The sequence below is a fragment of the Nocardia pseudovaccinii genome (genome assembly GCF_050942345.1).
In the GTDB taxonomy this organism is placed as follows: Bacteria; Actinomycetota; Actinomycetes; order Mycobacteriales; family Mycobacteriaceae; genus Nocardia; species Nocardia pseudovaccinii.
Genome location: NZ_CP192074.1, coordinates 7,754,025 through 7,775,811, shown reverse-complemented (window position 1 = coordinate 7,775,811; position 21,787 = coordinate 7,754,025). Strand labels below are relative to the sequence as shown.

18 protein-coding genes are annotated in these 21,787 nt (G+C 66.3%); 15 read left to right on the top strand and 3 right to left on the bottom strand.

Features of this window, described 5'->3' with window-relative positions; translation table 11 throughout:
• Positions 1-133: 133 nt before the first annotated feature.
• The 7 genes from ACQPZ2_RS35185 to ACQPZ2_RS35155 are packed head-to-tail and all read left to right on the top strand — an operon-like array spanning position 134 to position 11,636.
• Complete coding sequence (locus ACQPZ2_RS35185; protein ID WP_433522359.1) at positions 134-1,600, top strand: serine/threonine-protein kinase; 1,467 nt, start codon at positions 134-136, stop codon at positions 1,598-1,600.
• Positions 1,587-2,846, top strand: coding sequence for a DUF7373 family lipoprotein (locus tag ACQPZ2_RS35180; protein ID WP_433522358.1), 1,260 nt, complete (start codon positions 1,587-1,589; stop codon positions 2,844-2,846). The genes ACQPZ2_RS35185 and ACQPZ2_RS35180 overlap by 14 nt, the downstream gene beginning before the upstream one ends.
• Entirely contained in the window at positions 2,843-4,402 is a 1,560-nt protein-coding gene (locus ACQPZ2_RS35175; protein ID WP_433522357.1) for a serine/threonine-protein kinase, read from the top strand. Before ACQPZ2_RS35180 ends, ACQPZ2_RS35175 begins: the two co-directional genes overlap by 4 nt.
• A 24-nt stretch (positions 4,403-4,426) precedes the next feature.
• The gene (locus tag ACQPZ2_RS35170; RefSeq protein WP_433522356.1) at positions 4,427-5,926 is read left to right on the top strand and encodes a serine/threonine-protein kinase; all 1,500 of its coding nucleotides are present in this window, start codon (positions 4,427-4,429) and stop codon (positions 5,924-5,926) included.
• A 19-nt stretch (positions 5,927-5,945) separates the two neighbouring features.
• Complete coding sequence (locus ACQPZ2_RS35165) at positions 5,946-7,187, top strand: DUF7373 family lipoprotein (protein ID WP_433522355.1); 1,242 nt, start codon at positions 5,946-5,948, stop codon at positions 7,185-7,187.
• Between the two features lie 4 nt (positions 7,188-7,191).
• A complete protein-coding gene (locus ACQPZ2_RS35160; RefSeq protein WP_433522354.1) occupies positions 7,192-8,733 on the top strand; it encodes a serine/threonine-protein kinase in 1,542 nt (513 codons plus the stop codon).
• Between the two features lie 53 nt (positions 8,734-8,786).
• Positions 8,787-11,636: an ABC transporter substrate-binding protein gene (locus ACQPZ2_RS35155; RefSeq protein WP_433522353.1), complete on the top strand. Its 2,850-nt coding sequence runs from the start codon at positions 8,787-8,789 to the stop codon at positions 11,634-11,636.
• A gap of 2 nt (positions 11,637-11,638) precedes the next feature.
• On the opposite strand, the gene ACQPZ2_RS35150 is transcribed toward ACQPZ2_RS35155, so the two are convergent.
• A complete protein-coding gene (locus tag ACQPZ2_RS35150; protein ID WP_433522352.1) occupies positions 11,639-13,069 on the bottom strand; it encodes an amidase in 1,431 nt (476 codons plus the stop codon).
• A gap of 163 nt (positions 13,070-13,232) precedes the next feature.
• On the opposite strand from ACQPZ2_RS35150, the gene ACQPZ2_RS35145 reads away from it, so the two are divergent.
• Both ACQPZ2_RS35145 and ACQPZ2_RS35140 read left to right on the top strand, forming a co-directional pair.
• A complete protein-coding gene (locus ACQPZ2_RS35145; protein WP_433522351.1) occupies positions 13,233-14,099 on the top strand; it encodes an alpha/beta fold hydrolase in 867 nt (288 codons plus the stop codon).
• Positions 14,086-14,688: a TetR/AcrR family transcriptional regulator gene (locus ACQPZ2_RS35140; protein WP_433522350.1), complete on the top strand. Its 603-nt coding sequence runs from the start codon at positions 14,086-14,088 to the stop codon at positions 14,686-14,688. Before ACQPZ2_RS35145 ends, ACQPZ2_RS35140 begins: the two co-directional genes overlap by 14 nt.
• Here the strand turns inward: ACQPZ2_RS35140 and ACQPZ2_RS35135 are convergent.
• Positions 14,685-15,458: a M15 family metallopeptidase gene (locus ACQPZ2_RS35135; RefSeq protein ID WP_433522349.1), complete on the bottom strand. Its 774-nt coding sequence runs from the start codon at positions 15,456-15,458 to the stop codon at positions 14,685-14,687. The two genes, ACQPZ2_RS35140 and ACQPZ2_RS35135, sit on opposite strands and share 4 nt — an antisense overlap.
• A 21-nt stretch (positions 15,459-15,479) precedes the next feature.
• A complete protein-coding gene (locus ACQPZ2_RS35130) occupies positions 15,480-15,980 on the bottom strand; it encodes an HIT family protein (protein ID WP_433522348.1) in 501 nt (166 codons plus the stop codon).
• Between the two features lie 87 nt (positions 15,981-16,067).
• Between ACQPZ2_RS35130 and recO the strand changes: the two genes are divergently transcribed.
• The 6 genes from recO (at position 16,068) to ACQPZ2_RS35100 (ending at position 21,651) form a co-directional block, all read left to right on the top strand.
• A complete protein-coding gene (recO, locus tag ACQPZ2_RS35125) occupies positions 16,068-16,853 on the top strand; it encodes a DNA repair protein RecO (RefSeq protein ID WP_063040846.1) in 786 nt (261 codons plus the stop codon).
• A 53-nt stretch (positions 16,854-16,906) separates the two neighbouring features.
• Complete coding sequence (locus ACQPZ2_RS35120) at positions 16,907-17,731, top strand: isoprenyl transferase (RefSeq protein WP_063040848.1); 825 nt, start codon at positions 16,907-16,909, stop codon at positions 17,729-17,731.
• Positions 17,732-17,762: 31 nt separating this feature from the next.
• The gene (locus ACQPZ2_RS35115; protein WP_063040870.1) at positions 17,763-18,173 is read left to right on the top strand and encodes a hypothetical protein; all 411 of its coding nucleotides are present in this window, start codon (positions 17,763-17,765) and stop codon (positions 18,171-18,173) included.
• Between the two features lie 84 nt (positions 18,174-18,257).
• The gene (locus ACQPZ2_RS35110) at positions 18,258-19,220 is read left to right on the top strand and encodes an ABC transporter ATP-binding protein (protein ID WP_433522347.1); all 963 of its coding nucleotides are present in this window, start codon (positions 18,258-18,260) and stop codon (positions 19,218-19,220) included.
• Position 19,221: 1 nt separating this feature from the next.
• A complete protein-coding gene (locus tag ACQPZ2_RS35105; protein ID WP_433522346.1) occupies positions 19,222-20,001 on the top strand; it encodes an ABC transporter permease in 780 nt (259 codons plus the stop codon).
• Between the two features lie 492 nt (positions 20,002-20,493).
• On the top strand, positions 20,494-21,651 hold the full coding sequence (locus ACQPZ2_RS35100; protein WP_433522345.1) for a histidine kinase: 1,158 nt from the start codon (positions 20,494-20,496) through the stop codon (positions 21,649-21,651).
• Positions 21,652-21,787: the final 136 nt, after the last annotated feature.

The window sequence follows — 21,787 nt, the reverse complement described above, 5'->3', positions numbered from 1 at the left end:
AATGGGGGCATTGGAGCCCGCTGTGGCAATGCGCCCCGCGCTGTTATAGTCGGCCCGTTGACGGCTGTCCGTGCTGATTCCGGGCCGCCGCAAGTGCGTCGGAAGGGTCCCGACGCATACGGAGGGCTGAGCTGTGAGCGTGGTCGAGGGTGCGGTATTCGCTGGGTATCAGATCGAACGCCGTCTCGGCGCGGGCGGTATGGGCACCGTATTCCTGGTCCAGCATCCGAGGCTGCCGCGTAAGGACGCGCTGAAGGTCCTCTCCGATGTCCATGCGGAGGATCCGGAATTCCGGGCCAGATTTCTGCGTGAGGCCGAAATCGCCGCGCGGCTACAGCATCCCAACCTGGTCGCCGTGCGCGATCGCGGCGAGAACGATGGCCAACTGTGGATCGCGATGCAGTACGTCGACGGCGTCGATGCCGCCCAGTTGATCAAGCGTGGTGCGCTCGGAATCGAGCGTGCGGTCCGGATTTTCGTGGAGGTGGCCCGCGGCCTGGACGAGATCCATCAGGCGGGTCTGCTGCACCGCGATGTGAAACCGGCAAATATCCTGGTCGCCGAACAGCCGGACGGATCCGATCGGGTGCTCGTCACCGACTTCGGAATCGCCCGTGCCGCCGACGATTCGACCACCCTCGCCTCCGGTGGGACCACCGCCACCCTGGCCTATGCGCCGCCGGAGCAGATCAGCGGTGATCCGATGGACCACCGTGGCGATGTCTACGCACTGGGCTGCACGCTCTATCACATGCTCACCGGCTCGGTCCCGTTCCCTCGGGACAGTCCGGGGGCGGTGATGTACGCGCATCTGAACGAGCCGCCGCCTCGGGCTTCACACGGAAACCCCAGCGTGCCAACGGCATTCGACACGGTGATCGCCAAGGCCATGGCCAAGCGGCCGGACGAGCGGTTCGCCAGTTGCGGAGCGTTCGCGGCGGCGGCGCGGGCGGCGCTGGCCGGGGAAGCGCTCACCGATTCCGGACCGGAGACCAAGCGTCGCGATCGGTTGCTCGTGGCGGGGCTGCTGGGTGTCGTCATTGTGGCGAGCGTGATTTCGACAGTGCTGTGGGTCGGCGGCGATCCACCCGCCACCACATCGACACCCACGACCACGGCGGGCCCGCCGAATGTGAACGCCGCTGAGTGGGGTTCTTACGCATATATCGCCCAGACATTTCCCGAATTGCTGCCGCCCTCGCCGATAGCGACCGGGTACAAGGACGTCGGTGGCTGTATTCCACTCGACGCGAAAGGTAATACCGTTTCCTTCGACGACGCACCCACCGCGGTCGGCGAGCTGTTCTGCATCGGTGATGGCGACCCGGCGCGCACCATGGCCGTCAAATGCAATGTCGATAAGTCGCCGATCTTCCCCGATCGCTTCTTTGCTCGGGTGGAGGGTGATGAACGCTGGGTCCGGTCGTCCGGCACCGGACATGTGAACTGGGGTTCCGATATCGAAAGCGATGGCAAGATCCGCGGCCAGCTGGAGGTCTACTTCGACGATCCGAGCCGGAATTTCTGCACCGTGCACGCGCACGGCGCCGCGTCCGGCACCGAACTCCACGATCGGTGGTGGCCTGATGCGCCGCTGTGATCGGGTACGCAAGGTCCGTGCCGCACTGACCGGCATGATGGTCGTGCTGGCGCTCGCTACCGGCTGTACCGTGCACGGGCGGCCGAGCCCGCAACGACCCGATCTCGGGTCGCTCGATGCCGGTGGATACAGCCTCGAACCGCAGCACGAACCGGCCGTCGACAATGAGCAGTACGGCAGGGTCATCGAATCGATGCGGCTGGGTGAGGTCATGGCCGATCCGAGCGAGTCGGATTCGACGTTGACGTTCTCCCTGAGTGGCTTCAGCGCCGTGCCGCTGCCGACGCCCGCCAAAGCGGGCGCGTATCTCGCGGCGCCGGTTCGCTCCGTCCTCGAAAAGCGGGGAATGCTGGCTGGTTTCGCGGTCGGGCGCACAGACAAGGCGGTCGAGCGTACCGCGGTCGTCGGCGCCGCCCGGCTGTTGACCATACTGGCGCTGCGATTTCCGGACCCCACCGCGGCGCAGCGGGCCGCCGAGGAGATCGACTCGGTCGATGCGTCGGTCAGTCCCGAGAATGTTTCCGTCACCATCCCGGAATATCCGGCCGCACATGGTCATTGGCGTCCGAACGTGCCGACGATAGCGGTCTCGCTCGCGCAGGAGTCGTTCGTCGTCACATTGCTCGGTGGACATACCTCTGCCGACCTAGCCGCCCTCACCACGTTGGCGCGCAAGGCATTCGATGCCCAGCTGCCCAGACTGCGCGGGTTCGCGGTCACCCCGCGCGAACAGCTCGCGGCACTGCCGCTGGACCGCGATGGCATGATCGCGCGTATGGTGCCGAAAGCGCCGGGGCGTTGGCCGTTTCCCGCCGTGGCCTTCGGCACCGAACAAGAGAACGCGGGCTGGGACAGCGCTCCCCAGGCAAGTGGCGTCGTATACGGCACACATGCGACTGCTTTGTACCGGGGAGTCGGGAAGCCGAATCCGCCGGAACTCATGGCCTTCAGCGGTTTGGAGGCTCTGATGCGGTTCCCTGATGTGGCCGCCGCGCGCAAGTCCTTCGCGAAGGCTCAGGACAAGGCCGACAAGGACGGTTTGCAATCGATACCCGGCCCGGCCGGGGTGCCGGATGTCAGCTGTTCGAAGGAGTCGGGCGACCTGATCGCACAACTGTTCACCTATACCTGCACCGTGTTGTACGGGCGTTATGTCGCAGTACTTTTCGGTCGGACGCTGCACGACTTCCAACAGCGGGTTGCCGCTCAGTACGGGCTGCTGGTGCACAGTGAGCGGGGTATATGACCGAGACCCTCACCCCGGGAACAGTTTTCGCCGGGTATCTGATCGAGCGGGTGCTGGGCATCGGAGGAATGGGGACGGTGTACGTCGCGCGGCATCCGCGGCTCCCGCGCCTCGATGCGCTCAAAGTGCTCGCACAGACCCATAGCGGTGATGAGGAGTTCCGTGCTCGATTCATTCGGGAGGCCGAACTCGCCGCCCGGCTCGAGCATCCCAATATCGTCGCGGTGCACGACCGAGGGGTGCACGACGGTCAGCTGTGGATTGCGATGCAGTTCGTCGACGGCATCGACGCGGCCGAGCTCATCCGCCACGACGCCGCCGTCCTGGCGCCGGAGCGGGTGTCGCACATTGTCGGATCGGCCGCGCGCGGTCTGGATGCCGCGCATCGCGCGGGACTGCTGCACCGTGACGTCAAACCCGCCAATATTCTGCTCGAGTCGCGTCCCGGCGAACCGGATCGGGTCTTCGTTTCCGATTTCGGAATAGCCAGGGCCGCAGGACAATCAACCGCGCTGACCACTGTCGGGTCGGTGCTGGCGACTCTGGCCTACGCCGCGCCGGAACAGCTCATGGGTGGCGTGGTCGATCGGCGGGCCGATGTGTACGCGCTCGGCTGCACGCTCTACGAATTGCTCACCCGCACCAAGCCGTTTCCGCGCGATACTGCCGTCGCGGTGATGCAGGCGCACATCCAGGACCCGCCGCCGCGTGCCACCACGGTTAATCCATTGTTGCCGCAGGCCATCGATCGGGTGATCGCGCGATCATTGGCGAAGAACCCGGATGATCGTTATCCGTCGTGTGGTGCGCTGGCCGATGCGGCGGCCGCCGCCCTGGACGGCCGGGCGGATGCGCTCACGATCGACCTGGGCAATACCGAGCCGAGGCGTCCCGCGCGGCGGCGCGTCGGGCTCGCGATCGGTATCGCCGCATCGGTCGTTGTCGTCGGTGTCGCGAGTGCGGTCGTGCTGACAAGGAATTCCGCCGACCCCTCGGCGACGCCGAGCACGATCGCGTCGACGACGAGCACTGCGGCGACCAGCCCGCCCGCCGTCACTGCTACGACCACGAACGGTCGGCTGTCCTGGGGCAGCCACACCTTTATCGCGCAGGCCTTTCCCGAACTGCTTCCGGCCACTCCGGTCGAGAGCGGCTACCAGGGCCTCAGGTGCGTCGCGCGGGACTTGAACAATCGTCCCGTCGACGTGAATCAGCCCGCGCCCGCGGTCGCTGATCTGGATTGCAATGGAAACCGGGATCCGGTGGAGTCGGTTCTCGTAGGCTGCAATTCGAATCGCAGCCCGACCAATTACTTCGCGCACCCTGATTTCGTCCCGATCGGCGATGAGCGATGGGAGCGCCGATCCGGGCGTGGCCGGATTCTCTGGTTCGACACCACTACCGCGGACAATGACCCGCTCGGACCGAATCGGCCGCAGGGCCTGCTCCGGATTCTGTTCGATGATCCGCAGCGGAACTTCTGTTCGCTGTTCGTATCCGGCGGAAACTCCGGACGAGATCTGTACGACCGCTGGTGGCGTAGCGCGCCGTTCTGAACCGAGTAAGCGAGGAAAGACGTCGTGGACATTGCCGAGGGCACTACATTCGCCGGGTACCGCATCGAGCGACGCCTCGGTGCCGACGACTTGGGCGCCACCTATCTGGCGCGGCATCCGCGGCTGCCGCGCCGCGACGCGCTGAAGATTCTGTCCGATGACTATGCGGACAAGCCAGACTTTCGTGCGCGTTTCCTGCGCGAGGCCGAAATCGCCGCCCGGCTCCAGCATCCCAATGTGGTCGCGGTCCGAGATTGTGGTGAACAGGACGGCCGGCTGTGGATCGCGATGCAGTATGTGGACGGTGTCGATGTCGGTGAGTTGATCCGGCGCGGCCGGACCGAGCTGAATGTAGAGCGCGCGGTCCGCATCGTCGCCGAGGCCGCACGCGGACTCGACGAGATCCATCGCTCTGGTCTGCTGCATCGGGATGTGCGGCCGGGCCGCATCCTCGTAGCCCAACAGCCCGATGGGCCGGAACAGGTGCTGATCGCCGATTTCGGCGTCGCCCGCGATGTGGGCGATGTGACGACGGTGGCCGGCGATGGCGGTATGCCAGGGACCGTGGCCTATGCCGCGCCGGAGCAGATCAACGGTGCCGACGTGGACGATCGCGCCGACGTCTATTCGCTCGGCTGCACGCTGTATCACATGCTGACCGGTTCGGTCCCGTTCCAGCGGGACAGTCCTGGGGTGGTGATGCACGCGCATCTGAACGAGCCACCGCCGCGACCCTCGCGCGGAAATCCCAGCGTGCCAATGGCATTCGATGCGCTGATCGCCAGGGCCATGGCAAAGCAGCCGGAGGACCGGTACCCGAGTTGCGGTGCGCTCGCGACCGCGGCCACGGCGGCGTTGCTTCCCTCATCGGATCAGACCGTGGTTGTCCCCGCTCCCGCGTCGCGCGGGCCGGATCGGCGGCGGTTGCTGCTCGGTGCGATGGTGGTCGCCATTGCCTTTGTCGCGGTGCTGGTTTCGGCGGCGCATCGGATCAGCCGAAACGAACCGGCCGCGTCCGCCGGGGCAGGACCGAGTACCAGTGTCGACCGCGCGGCTGCCGCATCGGCGGCGGCGTGGAGTCCACATGCCATTGTCTTCGAGGCATTTCCCGATCTGCTGCCGGCCACACCGCTCGGCATCGGCTATCGAGAACTGCATGATTGCAAGTTCCTCGATCAGAGTGGGGACCCCATTTCGTTCGATACGCGGGCGCCGATCGATCGGCTGAACTGCACCGGCGACCAAGATCCGATGGAGCAGATCATTCTCACCTGTAATACAGATCGCTCGGCCATGCGACCGGCGGCTCCGCAAGAGCGGCCGGAGGGTGCGGAGCGCTGGACCCGGTCCTCCGGTGCGGGCGAATTGCATTGGGGCAATTACACGAACCGTGTGGGAGGAGTCCTCGGCGAGTTGGAAGTGTCGTTCGAGAGTCCGAATCGGAACTTCTGTCGGTTACGGGTGATCGGCGCGCAGTCCGGTGCGGATCTGCGCACGCGGTGGTGGCTCGATGCGCCGATCTGAGACGAAGCGTAGCCCCCGCATGCACCACGCAGGCCAGGCGCGAGCGCTGTCCGCCACGGTGGTCGCGGTCCTGGTGACGATCCTGACGGCGAGCTGCGCGCTGTCCGGGCATCCGGTGCCGTCCAATCCGAATCCGAAATCGCTCGATATCGGCGTGAACAGTACCGACCCCCTCACCCCGCCCAACGGCAACGAAGGCTACGGGCGAACACTGGAATCAGCCCGGATGGCGGAGGCCGTCATCGATCCGGTCGAGGCCGACGCGTCCCTGAAATTCTCCTTCGAGACCGGTGGCGCGTTGCCGCTACCGACGCCAGCGAAGGCGACGCGGGTGCTCGCGAAAACGGTGCGCCCGGTGCTCGAACGGTATGGGATGCTGGCCGGATTCATGGTGGGCGGCGCGGACAAGGAACAGGTAGGCGCGCCCGTTACCGGTCGGTCCCGGTTACTGACCGTTGTACTACTGCGATTTCCGGATGCCAACGCGGCTCGGCAGGCCGCTCGGGAGATGGATGCGGTTGATGCTGCGGTGAGTCCCGAGAATATGCCGGTCGTCATCGCGAACCAGCCGTCGGCATTCGCGCATTGGCGCCCGAACGTGCCGACGCTGGCCGCGACGATGGCGCACGAATCTTTCGTGATCAGTGTGCTGGTCGGGCATACGAGTCCGGATCTGGCCGTACTCACCGGGGTGGCACGCCAGGCTTTCGAAGCACAATCGACACGGTTGGGCGGCTTTTCGGCCACGCCGCCGGACAAGCTCGCCGCGCTGCCTCTCGACAGTGACCGCATGCTTGCGAAGCTGATCGCCGAGGTACCTGGGCGCTGGCCCTTTCCGACGGTTGCGATCACCGACTACGAGCAGAATGCGGGCTGGCGCACCGCTGCCATGGTGACCGGGATCGTCTTCGGTCCACGTGGCTCCTACCTCAACGGCTCGCGCAAACACCCGAGTTCGCTCGAGCTGGACGCCATCAACGGCTGGAATGAGCTCGAACGGTATCCGGATGCGATCGCCGCCCGCCGGGCTTTCCCGGAGCCCGAGCTCGAACATGATTCCGCAATCCGTCCCGCGCCGACACCGGACGCGGTGCCGGACGTTCGGTGCTTCGAGCAGCTCGATGTGCCCCCGCAGATCCCGCTGCGAATCATCTGTCGACTCGTGCACGGTCGCTACATCGCGCTGATCCGCGGCCGCGATCTGAAGAGCACCCATCAGCAGGTCGCGGCGCAACTCGCTCTGCTATTGAACAGCGAGTAGGGATATGGCTGGAAAGTTCGTTCCGGGTACGTTTTTCGCCGGGTACGTGATCGAGCGGACACTCGGCAGCGGCGGAATGGGTGCGGTGTACGTGGCCAGGCATCCGCGACTGCCGCGCCGTGACGCGCTGAAGGTGTTGTCCGAAGACCACAGTGCGGACGCGGAATTTCGCGCTCGGTTCATTCGTGAAGCCGAGCTGGCCTCCCGGCTGGACCATCCGAATATCGTCGCGGTGCACGATCGAGGTGTCGAGAAAGGTCGGCTGTGGATCGCGATGCAGTTCGTCGACGGCTTCGACGCCGCGGCACTCATCCGCCGCGGGCCCGCAGAGCTGACACCTGAACGGGCGCTGCACATTATCGATGCGGCCGCTCGGGGTCTCGACGAGGCCCATCGGGTCGGGATGCTGCACCGCGATGTCAAACCGGCGAACATCTTGTTGCAGCCCCGGCCGGGTCAGCAGGATCGCGTCTATGTCACCGATTTCGGAATAGCAAGGGCCGTAATCGAAACGACGGCGCTGACCGAGGCAGGTACGGTCTTGGCGACGCTGGCCTATGCCGCGCCGGAGCAGTTGATCGCAGGCCCGGTCGATCATCGCGCCGATATCTACGCGCTGGGCTGCACCCTGTTCGAACTGCTGACCGGGCAAAAGCCTTTTCCCCGCAGCACCCCGGTCGCGGTGCTGCAGGCGCATATCCAGGATCCGCCGCCATGTGCGAGCGCCGCGAATCCGATGCTGCCGCAGGCGATCGATGACGTGATCGCGCGGGCGCTGGCGAAGAACCCGGAGCATCGCTATCCCTCCTGTGGTGCACTCGCGCAGGCGGCGGCGGCCGCCTTCGATCGCCGGGCTGATGTGGCGACGCTCGATCTGCGGCCACCGGCGAGGCAGCGGTCGCGTCGACGCATCGCGCTTGCCGTCGGTATCGCGGCATCGGTCGTTGTGCTCGGTGTCGCGAGTGCGCTTGCGTTGAAAGGGAATTCGAGAGATGTGACCTCGACCGATGCTTCGGCGGCGTCCAGTGCGGTGGTCGCGTCGAGCAGTGCCGCGATGACACCCACAACGACGGTTGCCACTGGCGCCGCATCATGGGGCGGCTATAGCTACATGGTTCGAGTGCTGCCCGAGCTACTTCCGAAAACCCCGGCGGACAGCGGCTATCAGGGCATGCGATGTGTCGCGGTCGACTCGGACAAGCGACCGATCGATGTGAACCAGGCGGTGGCTGCGACGACCTACCTATCGTGCAACGGCGATCGCAATCCGCTGGAACTGCTCGTCATGGGATGCAATGCCAATCGAGTCGCGATGACTGTCGAGCCCTTTACCGATGCGCCCGTCGCCGGGGACGAGCAGTGGGAACGCCCGTCCGGCCGCGGCCGCGTGATCTGGCAAGACATCTCCGGTCCGGCCGGTCGACCCGCCGGAACGGTACAGGTCGAATTCGCCGACAGCGGGCGTAGCTTCTGTCAGTTGCGGGTATTCGGTGGCGAGTCCGGCCGGGACCTCCTCGAACGCTGGTGGCGAAACGCACCGATCTAGCACCGAGAGGTCTTGTACCGTCGGAGTATTGAACCACGGGGGAGGTCACTGCGGTGCGAGGTGCCAACGATATCGGCAAGCTCCTGGAGTTGTTGCGGACGTTGTATGTGCCGCATGAGCGTCCCCGGGTGCTGCGAACTCTGGTGCGTAGGCGGCGCAAGCTGCCGCGTCCGCTGATATGCCTGGTCGGGCCCGCGGCCAATGGTGACTTGCTCACGGAGATCTATCGCTGGCTCGGCGAGTCCGGTGGTCGTCGCGCGGTGCCGCGCGCCCGGGTCGAATTGCACAGTCTGGCACCGGATGCCATCCGGCCCGACCCGCGCGCGATCGGCCAGGAGGTGGACGCGCACTGCCTGCCGATTCTGCAGCGGCTGGTCACGGGGTTCTCCACCGACGACACCGCCATGGGCCCGATTTCGTTCCCGCGCTATCGAACCGCGGACTGGCTCACCAGGCAGCGCGTCATCAGTGATGACACCGAAGCAGCGGTGGAGTTGCGGACTCGGTTGCCGAAGTTGCTGCGACTCGGTTCGCGCGACTCCGATATGGGTGGCGAGGTGGGGGACTGGATCACCCGGGTGGTCTTCGCCGTGCTCGCATTGTGGCCGGTGCTGCGGCTGTGGATGTGGATCAGCGGAATGGTGCCGGGGCTGTCGAAGGAGACCCGCTGGTTCATGCACCAGCGGTATATGGCACCCGAACTGTCCGACAGTTTCCTGGGTTTCGCGACGCGGCTGACCGCCCCGCTGCGCAATGACGAGAACGAGGACCAGGTCGCCAAGCTGCTGGTGCACGCATTCCTCGAGGACCTGCGCGATGCGTACCGGCAACGGATCTGGCGGCCGTCGAGCTGGCGCCGCACCGCCTATCCGGTGGCGCTGCTCGACACCGTCGCGGTGGGTAGCCCCGGTGCCCAACTGCTGCACCGGATCAACGATATCCGCAATGAGACAGGGATTTTCGATCCGCTGGTGGTGGTCGCCGCCCTAGATCACGATCCGCGCGATCTGGAACCCGCGCAGCCGGTGCACGAACTTGCGAGCGTCGGCGATCTGCACAGTCTCGACAACCTCGAAAGTCTGGACGACAGAACGGCTTCCGGACCGGTGCCGGATCCGCTGCAGCAATGGCTGCGCGATATCGACAACAGCCGGACCCACCGGTTGTCGGACGCCTGGTATCTGCGGTTGGCATTGCCCGACCCGGCACACGGCCGGATCGGCGACCCCGACCGCACCCACCTGGCCGTGCCACCCGCGCCGCCCCTTGCCGCCCGCAAATGGTTTGTCACGATCTGTGTGCTGATCCCGGTGGCGGCATTGGCGGCGACGGCGCTGGTGTATGTCCCGGCGCTGCGCGGCGTCCCCTGTTCGCATTGGCCGTGGACCTCCGGCATCGCGGTGGCCGAACGTGGCGGTGAATGCGTCGGCTACAGCGACAATGACCGGCAGGTTTTCGCCGACGACCGGGAACTGTCGGCGATGCAGCGGGAAGTGTTCCGGCAGAACAAGATTGCCACCGATATCCGCCGCGCGAATCCGCGGCGACCGCTGATTTCGCTCGTCTATTTCGCTGGAATCAGCTACTCCGACAGCAATGTTCGATATCCGCACGCGCAGGTACAGGAGTTGGCCGGATTGGCCGTGCGGCAGCGCCGTGCCATCGGCGCACCCGACGAATCGGAGCCGCTGCTGCGCATCGTTGTCGCCAACGGTGGTTCGAATATGCGCGAGGCATCGTGGGTGGTCGATCATCTGCTGGCCGATATGCTGCGCAAGGACACGGGAGTGCTCGGTGTTGTCGGAATGGACCGCAGCACCGCGGAGACGGCGCGGGCGATCGGCAAATTGGGCGATCTCGGGGTCCCGGTCGTCGCGACGACACTGTCGGCCGACGGGTTGGAGGCCGCGTCGCCGATGTTCTTCCAGTCCGTGCCGAGCAATCGGGTCCAGGCCAGGCTGATCGCGGATTATGTTGAGGGAGCGCGTTATCCGGACGGTGGACCGGAAGCCGGACGCCGACGTTACGACCGTGTGCTGGTGTATTATCCGAACGTCGCCGACGACGTCTATGTCAACACCTTGGTGAGCGACCTGAACGCTGAACTCGACCGACGCGGGGTGCCACGCGATAGTCGCAGCTGGGACGTGCAGCAGGAACTGTACGGATTTCCGGCACCGTGCGAGACGCCGGGTTTCAATCGTCACACGCTGCTGTTCTTCGCGGGGCGCAACGACGACTTCGCGACCTTCGGCAATGCCGTCACGCGGGGGTGCCTGGCCACGGAATCGCCCGCGATCCTTGGCGCCGATACGGTGACACGCCTGATCGCCGATCCCAAGGCGATGGCGGCGCTACCGGCGAGTCTGACCGTGCGCTATGTCGCCAAGGGGGTGCCTGTCATTCTGGGCGGCGCGGAGTGCGTGCGCGGCAACGGTGTGATCGGTATCGAAGCGCCCACCATCGACTTTCAGGAGCTGTGCGGTGAATTACCCAGGCTCGTAGCGGATCTCGCTGCCTACCCCGATCTGACTCCCTACCATCCTTCGTGGCCCGGCGACCGCACCGGATTGGCGTACGACGTAGCCGGTGTGATCCTGCAGGCGGTCCGCGCCAATCGCGCCCGGCCCGAGCGTGCCCGCGATGTCAATCGTGCCGCCATCGCACTGCAACTGCGCGGGACCGACTATCTCGGAGTCACCGGGACGCTGTACTTCTCCCGAGGTCGGGTGGCCGACGAGTCGACCATCGGGATCCTCGTCGCCACCGGCCTCGGGAAGTCCGACCAGCCGCGGCAGTGCTTGCTGATGTATCCGCAGGGCGTCGTCAACGGCCGGGGTCCGGACGGGTGCCCGGCGGGCACCAAGAGCGATACCGAGATCTGGACCCCGCCCGATCGCTGAACTCACCACCAGGGTTCGGGGCGCTGGCGATCCCAGCGCAGTTCTGATTCCAGTTGTGCCGCAATGGAAACCAGAAGCGGCTCGGTGTTCGCGGTGCCCATGAGTTGTGCGCCGACCGGCAGGCCGGTGTCGGTGAACCCGGCCGGGACATTCACCGCGGGCCAGCCGAGTACATTCCAGGGCCAGGTGTACGGGCAGGCGGCCGTGATGAGGTCGTTGGTGGCGTTGACACCGATGCCGTCGATTTCTTCGGCGCGTGGCGGGGGAGTCGCGGTGGTGGGTGCGAGCACCAGATCGTAGTCGCGGAAGAAGCCGCCGATTCGCTTGTGCAGCAACGTTTCCGCCTGACGTGCCGCGAACAGCGCCGGTCCGCTGAGCGCGCGGCCGAACCAGACGTTCGCGGTGGTGCGCGGATCCACTTGCACGCCAGGCATTTTGTCGTAGGCGTTGCGGACGCCCGCCAGCGAGCGCGGCAGGAAGGACGCACCGATCATGATGCCGTAGTGCAGATCCGCCACGGTTACCGAATGACCGAGGCGGCGCAGTGTGGTGGCGATGCGCTGCACCGCGACTTCGACCTCCGGATGCAGCGCGGTTCTGGTGGCGGTGAACGGGATGCGCAGCGAGAGGGCGATGCGCAGTCGTCCCGGATCGCGGCCGACCGCATCGGAGACGGTGAGCGGTTCTGGGGTGTGCAGATCGCCGGGATGCGGTCCGGCCGCGGTGTCGAGCAGCAGTGCGGCATCGGCGACGGTGCGGGCCAACGGTCCGTTCACGGTGAGGCCGTGGAATGCCTCGGCGGCGGGCCAGGTGGAGATGCGGCCGCGCTGTGGTTTGATCCCGACGAGATTGGTCCATGCGGTCGGGATGCGGACCGAGCCAGCGCCGTCGGAACCCAGTGCGGCGGGTACCAATCCGGCCGCGACGGCGGCCGCGGAACCGCCGGATGAGCCGCCCGGTGTGTATTCGGCACCCCATGGGTTGCGCGTGTGGCCGAAGGCGGCGCCGCTGGTGAACGGCAGTTGGCCGAGTTCGCAGGTGTTGGTCTTGCCGATGATCACCGCACCGGCCGCGCGCAGCCGTCGAACCGATTCCGCGTCTTCGGTTTTCGGCGGGAGCTCGCCGCCGCAGCCGAACGCCGTTGGCTCACCGGCGATATCGGTATCGTCCTTGATCGCGATCGGCACGCCGAGCAGGGGGAGTCGTTCGCCGGCGGCCAAGCGTTCGTCGGCCGCGGCGGCCTCGGCGAGTGCCTTTTCGCGCCGGACGATGCGGAAGGCGTTCAGTCCCGGCTGACTCGCCTCGGCCCGGTCCAGTGCGGCGCCGACCGCGGCCACGGAGCTGATCCTGCCCTGCGCGAGGGCGGCCGCGTGGTCGGCGAGGCCGAGTTCGGCGGTATCGAATGGGCGCAGGGTGGCGTCGGACACCGTCATGTGAGCTCCGTCTCCTTCGATCTTTCGTTGCACGGTAGCGCGAGAGCTGGTCAACCGTCCACATCAGCTCCTGAATCTCCACCCCAGGTAGGAGGCGGAGCTGTAGACATACATACCGTATGTATGTAATGGTGGACATGAACTGCGAACACATGGAGGAACCATGGGAATCAGTACGTCACTCGGCCGCACGCATGAGGTGGATCTCCCCGGCGGCCGCATTCGGTATCACGACGCGGGGGAGGGCGCGCCGGTCGTTTTCGTGCACGGCCTGCTCGTCAACTCCGATCTCTGGCGCAATGTCGTCCCAACCATCGCGGCGGCGGGCTATCGCTGTCTGAGTCCGGACCTGCCGCTCGGCTCGCACGAAATCCCGGTCCCCGCAGCGGATCTCACGCCCACCGGGGTCGCCGATCTGATCGCCGACTTTCTGGAGCAACTCGACCTCACCGACGTCACCGTGGTCGCCAATGACACCGGCGGCGCGATCACCCAGTTGTTGCTGACCCGTCGTCCGGAGCGGATCGGCCGCGTCGTACTGGCCTCGTGCGACGCCTACGAGGCGTTCTTCCCGCCTGCCTTCGCGGCGTTGCCCGTGCTGGCGCGGGTACCCGGCTCGCTGCGGCCACTGACCGAGTTGATGCGGATCCGTGCGCTGCATCGGCTGCCGATCGCCTTCGGCTGGGTGACCAAGCGCCCGGTCCCGCCGGAGATCGCCGACTCCTACCTGCTGCCGAGCCGGAATTCGGCGGCGATCCGCAAGGATCTGCGCCGGTTTCTGAAGACCGTGCATCGCCGCTACACGCTCGAGGCCGCGACTCGATTCCCGTCGGTTCGGGTTCCGGTGCTGGTCGCATGGGCTCGCGAGGACAAGATCTTCCCGGTGAAATTCGCCGAACGCCTGGCCGCCGACCTGCCGAACGCGACTTTGAAGTTCATCGACGACTCTTACACCTTCCTGTCCGAAGATCAGCCCGAGTTGCTCTCCGAAACGATTCTGGAGTTCACTCGGGCGCATGCAACGCCGTAGTCAGGAGGATCGCTCCCGTGCCACCCGAGCCGCGCTCGAGCAGGCCGGTCGCCGGTTGTTCGCCGAGCGCGGTTTCGCGGCGACCTCGGCCGAGGAACTCGTGACCGAGGCGGGAGTCACCCGCGGCGCTCTGCACCACCACTACGGCGATAAGCGCGGTCTGTTCCTGGCCGTGCTCGAAAAAATAGAGGTCGAGACCACGCAGGAAATCGAAAACGCCATCGGCGCAGGGAATCCCGATGACATCCTCACCTCGATGGCCATCGGCCTGAATGTCTTCCTGGAGATCTGTCAGCGCCCGGAGATGATCCGCATCACCCTCTACGACGGCCCCGCGGTCCTCGGCTGGCAGGCGTTTCGAGAGTTCGAGGCGCGCCATGGGCTGGGGTTGGTCATCGCCCAACTGGAACGCGCCCGTGACGCGGGGCTGATCGCCGATGCGCCGATTCAGGTCCTGGCCCAGCTGATCTTCAGTGCGGTCACCGAGGCGGGGTTGATCGTTGCGCACGCCACGGATAAGGCGGCCGCGCAGGCGCAGGCTCAGCAGTCGCTGATGCTGCTCATCGGCGGGATTCTGCGCACCCCCTAGCGGATGGGAAAGTCGAAGTAGGTCTTCGGGAAGGGTTCGTTCTTCAGGGTGAAGTGCCACCATTCCTCGGCAAGATTGGTGAAGCCGTGCTCGGCCATCAGATTGGTCAGCAGTTCCCGCATCGCGCGCTGGGTGCCGCCGATCGAGAGGTCGGCCGTGTGGGCCAGTGGGTCGAAGCAGTCGTAGCCGGTGCCGAAGTCGAGGCTGTTGTCCCGGAAGCGCTGGTCGGCGGGCAGTGTGCAGGCACGCAGCGGATCACCGCCGTGATACTGCTCCTGATCAGTGGGCGGTAGCGCGACGATCGTGAGATCCACAGTGCTGCCCCGGCTGTGTCCGGACTTCTCCGCGATGTATCCGTCCCGGAACAGATTCGCCTTGTCCACCGTCGGATAGAACTCCGCCCGCATCTTGGTATCGCCGAGATCCTTTGCCCAACTGACGAATTGGTCCACGGCCCGCTGCGGCCGATAACAGTCGTAGGTCTTCAGCCCCAACCCCATCGGCCGCAATTCCTGCTGCACCTCCGCAAGCGCGGCAGCCGCCTCTTTCGTCAACAAGCATTTGGGCGCTTCATACCCATTGATCCGCCCACCGATGAAGTTGTGCTCCCCGAAGTACCGCGCATCGACAACGATCGTCGAATCCAACTCCGTCACCGAAACGAACGCCGTCTCATCGGCCGCGGGCGAACTCGGGTTGTCCGCGCAACTCGCGACTGCGACAGCCGCGACCGCCGCCAAAACCACTGAGCAGAACCGAATTCCGCGCATCCGCAGATCATAGCCGCGGATCTAGGTTCCCGAACCGAGTTCCGCCCGCAACCGCCTACCCAACTCCGCCGCCTCCGCCCCCGACCAAGGAATCACCCCGTTCTCCGCCATCAACGCATGAAACTGCTGACGCTCATACGGCGTGCCGGGAGTGAGCGGCTGCACATGCCAGTGCACATGCGCGTTCCCCTGTTGGCTGCCGAGGGAGAGCAGATAGGTGCGCTCGGACGGCACGACGGCTTCGACAGCGCGCGCGACCCGATGAACCACCGCCTGCAGTCGCAGGTACGCATCCTCATCGAAATCGCGAATCACATGCTCGATATGGGCCTTGGGAGCTATCAGCACGTGCCCGTACATCGTCGGGTATCTCCCGAGAAATGCGATGTGCGCGCCGTCGTCGAGGATGACCTCGTGCTGCGACCCGGGCGCACCCGCGACCAGGTCGCAGATGAAGCAGGCGCCGGATCGCACCCGCTCTCGATAGCCCGCGAGGTCGAAGGGCACCCGATCTTCACGCACGATTTCCTCCCCGGTCAAGCCTCATCGGTCGACGCTATTGGGCCGCGCCTCGGGGTGGGGGTCGGGGGTTCGTGGGAGGATGGCAGGGTGCGGTTGTACAGAGACGAGGCGGTGGTGGTTCGCCAGCACAAGCTGGGCGAGGCGGATCGCATCGTCACGTTGTTGACGCGGCAGCACGGGTTGGTGCGGGCGGTGGCCAAGGGGGTGCGGCGGACCAAGTCGCGGTTCGGGGCGCGGTTGGAGCCGTTCGCGTACGTGGACGTGCAGTTGCATCCGGGCCGCAATCTCGACACGGTCACCCAGGTGCACACCATGGAGGCATTCGCCGCCGATATCGTCGACGACTATGGCCGCTACACCACGGCCTGCGCGGTACTGGAGACCGCGGAGCGGCTGGCCGGTGAGGAGCGCGCGCCCGCACCGAAGCTGCACGCATTGACCGCGAGCGCGCTGCGGGCGATCGCCGCCAAACAGCGCCCGCACGAGCTGATCCTCGACGCATATCTGTTGCGCGCCATGGGTTTTGCGGGCTGGGCACCCGCGCTGGACGAATGCGCGCGCTGCGCGACACCCGGCCCGCATCGCGCCTTCCACGTCGCCGCGGGCGGTGCGGTCTGCGTGCACTGCCGCCCGCCGGGGTCGGCCACTCCGGCCCCGGGCGTGCTCGATCTGCTGGTCGCTCTGCTGAAAGGCGAGTGGGATTACGTCGAGCAGGTCCCCGATCAGATCCGCAGACAGGCCAGCGGCCTGGTCGCGGCGCATCTGCAGTGGCATCTCGAGCGTCAGTTGCGCACACTTCCGCTGATCGAGCGTTCGCGTTCGGCAGACGCGGCGACCGGGCTGGAGTCGTCAACCGCCGCACAGGTGGGCTGAGGAGACGAGACGTCGTCGCATTCCCTACACAACCATCAGGCAGGATAGGTGCCGTGATCCTCCGTCGAGACTCTGCCGCGCCGACCAGGTCGACCAGCGCACGGTCGGGTGCCGAACGCACCGTCCGCCCGCCGTCGCCGCATCCATCGGGGGCGACGCCGCCGGAACTGCCTGCGGAGTTGGTGCCCAAGCATGTGGCGCTGGTGATGGACGGCAACGGTCGTTGGGCGCAGGAGCGCGGGCTGCCGCGCACCGCGGGGCACGAGCGCGGCGAGGCGGTCCTGATGGACACCGTCGAGGGCTGCATCGAGATCGGCGTGAAGTGGCTCTCGGCCTACGCCTTCTCCACCGAGAACTGGCGGCGCAGCCCGGAGGAAGTGCGCTTCCTGATGGGGTTCAACCGGGATGTCATCCGCCGCCGTCGCGACGAGATGCACGAGATGGGTGTTCGGGTGCGCTGGGCCGGGCGCCGACCGCGGCTGTGGCGCAGCGTGATCAACGAACTCGAGACCGCGCAGGAGCTGACCAAGGACAACACGGTGATGACCCTCACCATGTGCGTCAACTACGGTGGTCGCGCCGAGATCGCCGATGCGGCAAGGGAAATCGCGCGTCGCGTGGCCGCGGGCGAGATCGATCCGGAGCGGGTGACCGAGGCGACGATCGCCAAATACCTGGACGAGCCGGATATGCCGGACGTCGACCTGTTCCTGCGCCCGTCCGGCGAATTCCGCAGTTCGAACTTCCTCATCTGGCAGTCCGCCTATGCCGAATACGTCTACCAGGACACGCTGTTTCCCGATTTCGACAGGCGCAACTTGTGGGAGGCCTGTCTCCAGTACGCTTCGCGTGATCGCCGCTTCGGGGGGACCAAGTGAACGGCGGCAGCAAATGAACGGCGGCACCGACATGGACGCAGCAGTCACCCCCGAACAAGAGCTACAGGCCCGCGCCGGCGCCTGCCTATCGCTCTACGACGTCGACGTGCGCGTCGACTCCGAGGGTTCGATCGGCTTCGAATACGAGGGCGCGCTGTGCTCGCTACGCGCGGTGACGCTGGCGCCCGGCCTGGATGTGCTGACGCTGACCTGCGTGCTGGCCTGGGACCGCCCGCTCAAGCCGCAGCTGCACAAGCGAGTCGCCGAGCGCAACAGCGCGATTCAGTTCGGTTCGATCACGCTGATCACCCGCGGCAATCAGGCCGATGTCATGCTGCGCTACACCTTTCCGGCCGCCGGTCTGGACGATCAGGCACTGGCCACCATGCTGCTGCTCGTGCTCTCCGGCGCGGGTAAGGCGCGGCAGGGACTGCTACCCTGAACCGCTGACCGCATGACAGATGTCATGGCAGGTTCGTGACACTCGTGCGAGGTACCGCCCCCCGTTTTGCGTGACCGTTGAGTCATGACTTCGGCACCGACATCCACGGCCATTTTCGCCGCGGCGGGCGGCTCGGGCAGGCACCGGGCGTCGTCCGCGATCGAACTGCGCGACCTGCGCAAGAGCTTCCGGCTCCCGGGCGGCGGCGAGGTGCATGCCGTCGACGGACTCGACCTGGTGGTCGCGCCGGGGGAGATCGTCGCCTTCCTCGGCCCCAATGGCGCGGGTAAGACCACCACCATCGATATGCTGCTCGGGCTGGCAACGCCGGACGCAGGCAGTGTCCAGGTTTTCGGCGGACCACCGGCGGAAGCGCTTGCGGCAGGCCGCATTTCGGCGGTCATGCAGTCCGGTGGGCTACTGCCGGATCTGACCGTCGCCGAGACCGTGCAACTGGTGGCAACCCTGCACGCGCATCCGCGTTCGGTCGATGAGGTGCTCGCGCGCGCCGGTATCGCCGATATCGGCGGTCGGCTGGTCGGCAAATGCTCGGGCGGCCAGAAGCAGCGCCTGCGCTTCGCGCTCGCGCTGCTGCCGAATCCGGACCTCATCGTGCTCGACGAGCCGACCACCGGCATGGATGTCGAAGGACGCCGGGAATTCTGGAATGCGATGCGCGAGGACTCCGATCGCGGCCGCACCGTCCTGTTCGCCACCCATTACCTCGACGAGGCCGACGCATACGCCGACCGGATCGTACTGGTGCGCGCGGGCCGGATCGTCGCCGACGGCAGTGCCGCCGAGATCAAGAACCTGGCGGCGGGGCGGGCCGTCAGTGCGACACTGCCCGGTGCCGATCCGGCCCGTCTGCTCGCGGTCCCTGGCATCGATGACGTCGAGCTGCGTGGTGACCGAATCATCGTGCACACCAAGGATTCCGACGCCATCGCTCGCTATCTGCTCACCGAGACCGCCGCAGTCGATCTCGAAATCACCTCGCACAATCTCGAATCCGCATTCCTGGCGCTCACCACCGGAGACAACTGAAATGACCACCCTTGCCCCACAAGCTCTTTCGACCCGTGTTCCGCTCGGTGGCTTCAGCCTCGGCTTCCTGCGCCTGGAACTGCGCCGTATGCTGCGCAACCGGCGCACCATGATCTTCACGCTGGTCATGCCGCCGCTGTTCTTCGTCATCTTCGGCCTGCAATCCGATTACCGGACAGAGTCTTTCGGATCGGGCAATGTGACCGGCTATGTGATGGTGTCGATGGCGGTATACGGCGCGATGCTGGCCACCACCAGCGGCGGCGCCATGGTCGCAATCGAACGCGCGCAGGGCTGGAGTCGCCAATTGCGGCTCACCCCACTGCGTCCCGTCGCCTACATCGCCACCAAGGTCGCCGTCGCGATGGTGCTCGGGCTGGTCTCGGTCACCGCGGTCTTCGTCGTCGGGGGAATCGTCGGCGCCCACCTGACGGTCACCGCCTGGGTGAGCTGCTTCCTGCTCGCGTGGATCTGCTCGCTGGTCTTCGCCGCCTTCGGCCTGTTCGTCGGCTACCTGCTGCCCTCGGAGAATGTCATGCAACTGCTCGGTCCGGCCCTTGCGGGCCTGTCCTTCGCGGGCGGCCTGTTCATGCCGCTGCACGGCTGGTTCGAGACGGTCTCCAAGATCTTCCCGACAAACGGCGTCGCCACCTTGGCCCGTATGCCCTTCGGCGACACCAGCGGCGGGTCGATCGCACTGGCCATCCTCAATGTCGTCGTGTGGGCCACGATCTTCGTCGGCGGCGCGGCCGTTCTTTTCCGCCGTGACACCGCACGCTGAACCATTCGGCACGATCAGCCGCCTACCCCCGAGGGTGGGCGGCTATGCCGTGCGATGCGGCAGCCCGGTGCGAATGGACCAGGCGGTGCGTGGGGCTGTAGCGACAGTGCCGCGTGGGTCGGTCGTCGGATGGCGGTCGGCCGTGCCGCGCGGACCAGCCATGCGATGCCGGGCGACCTTGTGGTGCGCCGGTGCGGGCGAATCGATCATGCTGTGCGAGGCGAGCGCGCGGGCCTGCGGCCAAGACTTCCGCAGGGGCGGGTCGGAGTGGCGGGCTGATCGCAGGGCGGGTGGTGGGCCGTGCCGCGCGGGCTGGCTATGCGATGCTGGGCGGCGGCGGTCGGCGCATGTGGAGGATGCCGAGCGAGTGTTTCGTACGCTGCCAGGAGTACCCGCGGCTGCCCGTTCGGTAGCGTCGACCTTTGTGATCGACTACCGCGTGCGCAACCGGGATCGGATTTACGCATGCGCGCTGTCGGTGCGGGAGTACCGATGGGGGTGAAGTCCGTGCTGCGGGGTGGCGCGGCATCCGAATTACTCGATCGGGTGGTCCGGGACGGCGGAATCGGTGCCAACACGAGGCGGCGCGGATGGTTCAACGGGTTCATGTCGGTCATCTGGCTGTCGTACATGCTCGGACCGATCATCCAGCGCTGGCAGGACGCGGATCAGCCGACGGCGAGCCTGGCGACCACGACACTGCTCGCGTACGCGGTGCTGATCGTCGGCTCCTTCATCGTTTTCCGGCGGACCGATGGCACCACTCGGTTGGCGGAGCGCCCGGTCGACCGGCGCATGTGGCCGGTGCTCGCCGGTATGGCGGCGTGCAGCGCGGGGTTGATGGCATTGCTGGGCGCGGTCGCGCTGCCGACATTGATCTTTGTCGGCGTGATCGCGATCTTTCATATGCCCTCGCGCGAATCCGGTTATGTCGCATGCACGGTGACCCTCGCGATGTTGCTCGTGCCGGTGGTGCTGCCGCGCCTGTCCGGGATGCCGTTCTACGTATCCTTCGTACCCGCCCTGATCTGGCTGGCCAGGCAGCTCGGGCTGCGTGGCGAGCGGTTGGCCGAGCTGGCCCGACGGCAGCAGGCCGAACTCGCGATCGTCGAGGAACGCAACCGGGTCGCGCGCGACGTGCACGATATCCTCGGCCACTCGCTTACCGTGATCACGGTGAAAACCGAACTCGCACAACGTCTTATCGATGTGGATCTGATAAGGGCGAAGGCCGAGATGGCCGATGTCGAGCGGCTGGCGCGGGAGGCGCTGGCCGGAGTGCGGGATACCGTCGGCGGTCTGCGCGAGGTATCGCTGCGCGGTGAGTTGGCCAATGCGCGAACCGCACTGGCGGCCGCCGATATCGCCGCGGCGCTGCCGGATGCCTTACCCGATACCCGCAACAGCGAATTGTTCGGTTGGGTGCTGCGCGAGGCGGTCACCAATGTCATCCGGCACAGTGCGGCCCGGCATTGCACGGTCACGGTGACCGAGACGAGCATCGAGGTGGCCGACGACGGCCGTGGTCTGGGGACAGTCGATTCCGGGTCGGGACTGTCCGGCCTGCGCGAACGGGTGCGGGCCGCCGGGGGAACATTGACGCTGTCGTCCGAAGGAGGTGTTCGTGTGCGTGCAACAGTGCCCGAGTGATCCGGAAATGATTCTGAGCGTGCACTTTTCGCGCTGTCGCAGCACTTTCCGGCTGTTTCGAAATGCGTGCGGATTACGGACGTGACGCAGGTCGTATGCCCGCGAGAGCCGCTGCCGCACGGTCGACCCATTCCGC

Bases quoted from the DNA above. Each gene is read 5' to 3' on its own strand.
- ACQPZ2_RS35175 (WP_433522357.1), top strand. From the start codon at position 2,843: ATGACCGAGACCCTCACCCCGGGAACAGTTTTCGCCGGGTATCTGATC.
- ACQPZ2_RS35165 (WP_433522355.1), top strand. From the start codon at position 5,946: ATGCACCACGCAGGCCAGGCGCGAGCGCTGTCCGCCACGGTGGTCGCG.
- ACQPZ2_RS35160 (WP_433522354.1), top strand. From the start codon at position 7,192: ATGGCTGGAAAGTTCGTTCCGGGTACGTTTTTCGCCGGGTACGTGATC.
- ACQPZ2_RS35110 (WP_433522347.1), top strand. From the start codon at position 18,258: ATGACTTCGGCACCGACATCCACGGCCATTTTCGCCGCGGCGGGCGGC.
- ACQPZ2_RS35150 (WP_433522352.1), bottom strand. From the start codon at position 13,069: ATGACGGTGTCCGACGCCACCCTGCGCCCATTCGATACCGCCGAACTC.
- ACQPZ2_RS35105 (WP_433522346.1), top strand. From the start codon at position 19,222: ATGACCACCCTTGCCCCACAAGCTCTTTCGACCCGTGTTCCGCTCGGT.
- ACQPZ2_RS35100 (WP_433522345.1), top strand. From the start codon at position 20,494: ATGGGGGTGAAGTCCGTGCTGCGGGGTGGCGCGGCATCCGAATTACTC.
- ACQPZ2_RS35115 (WP_063040870.1), top strand. From the start codon at position 17,763: ATGGACGCAGCAGTCACCCCCGAACAAGAGCTACAGGCCCGCGCCGGC.
- ACQPZ2_RS35180 (WP_433522358.1), top strand. From the start codon at position 1,587: ATGCGCCGCTGTGATCGGGTACGCAAGGTCCGTGCCGCACTGACCGGC.
- ACQPZ2_RS35135 (WP_433522349.1), bottom strand. From the start codon at position 15,458: ATGCGCGGAATTCGGTTCTGCTCAGTGGTTTTGGCGGCGGTCGCGGCT.
- ACQPZ2_RS35145 (WP_433522351.1), top strand. From the start codon at position 13,233: ATGGGAATCAGTACGTCACTCGGCCGCACGCATGAGGTGGATCTCCCC.
- ACQPZ2_RS35140 (WP_433522350.1), top strand. From the start codon at position 14,086: ATGCAACGCCGTAGTCAGGAGGATCGCTCCCGTGCCACCCGAGCCGCG.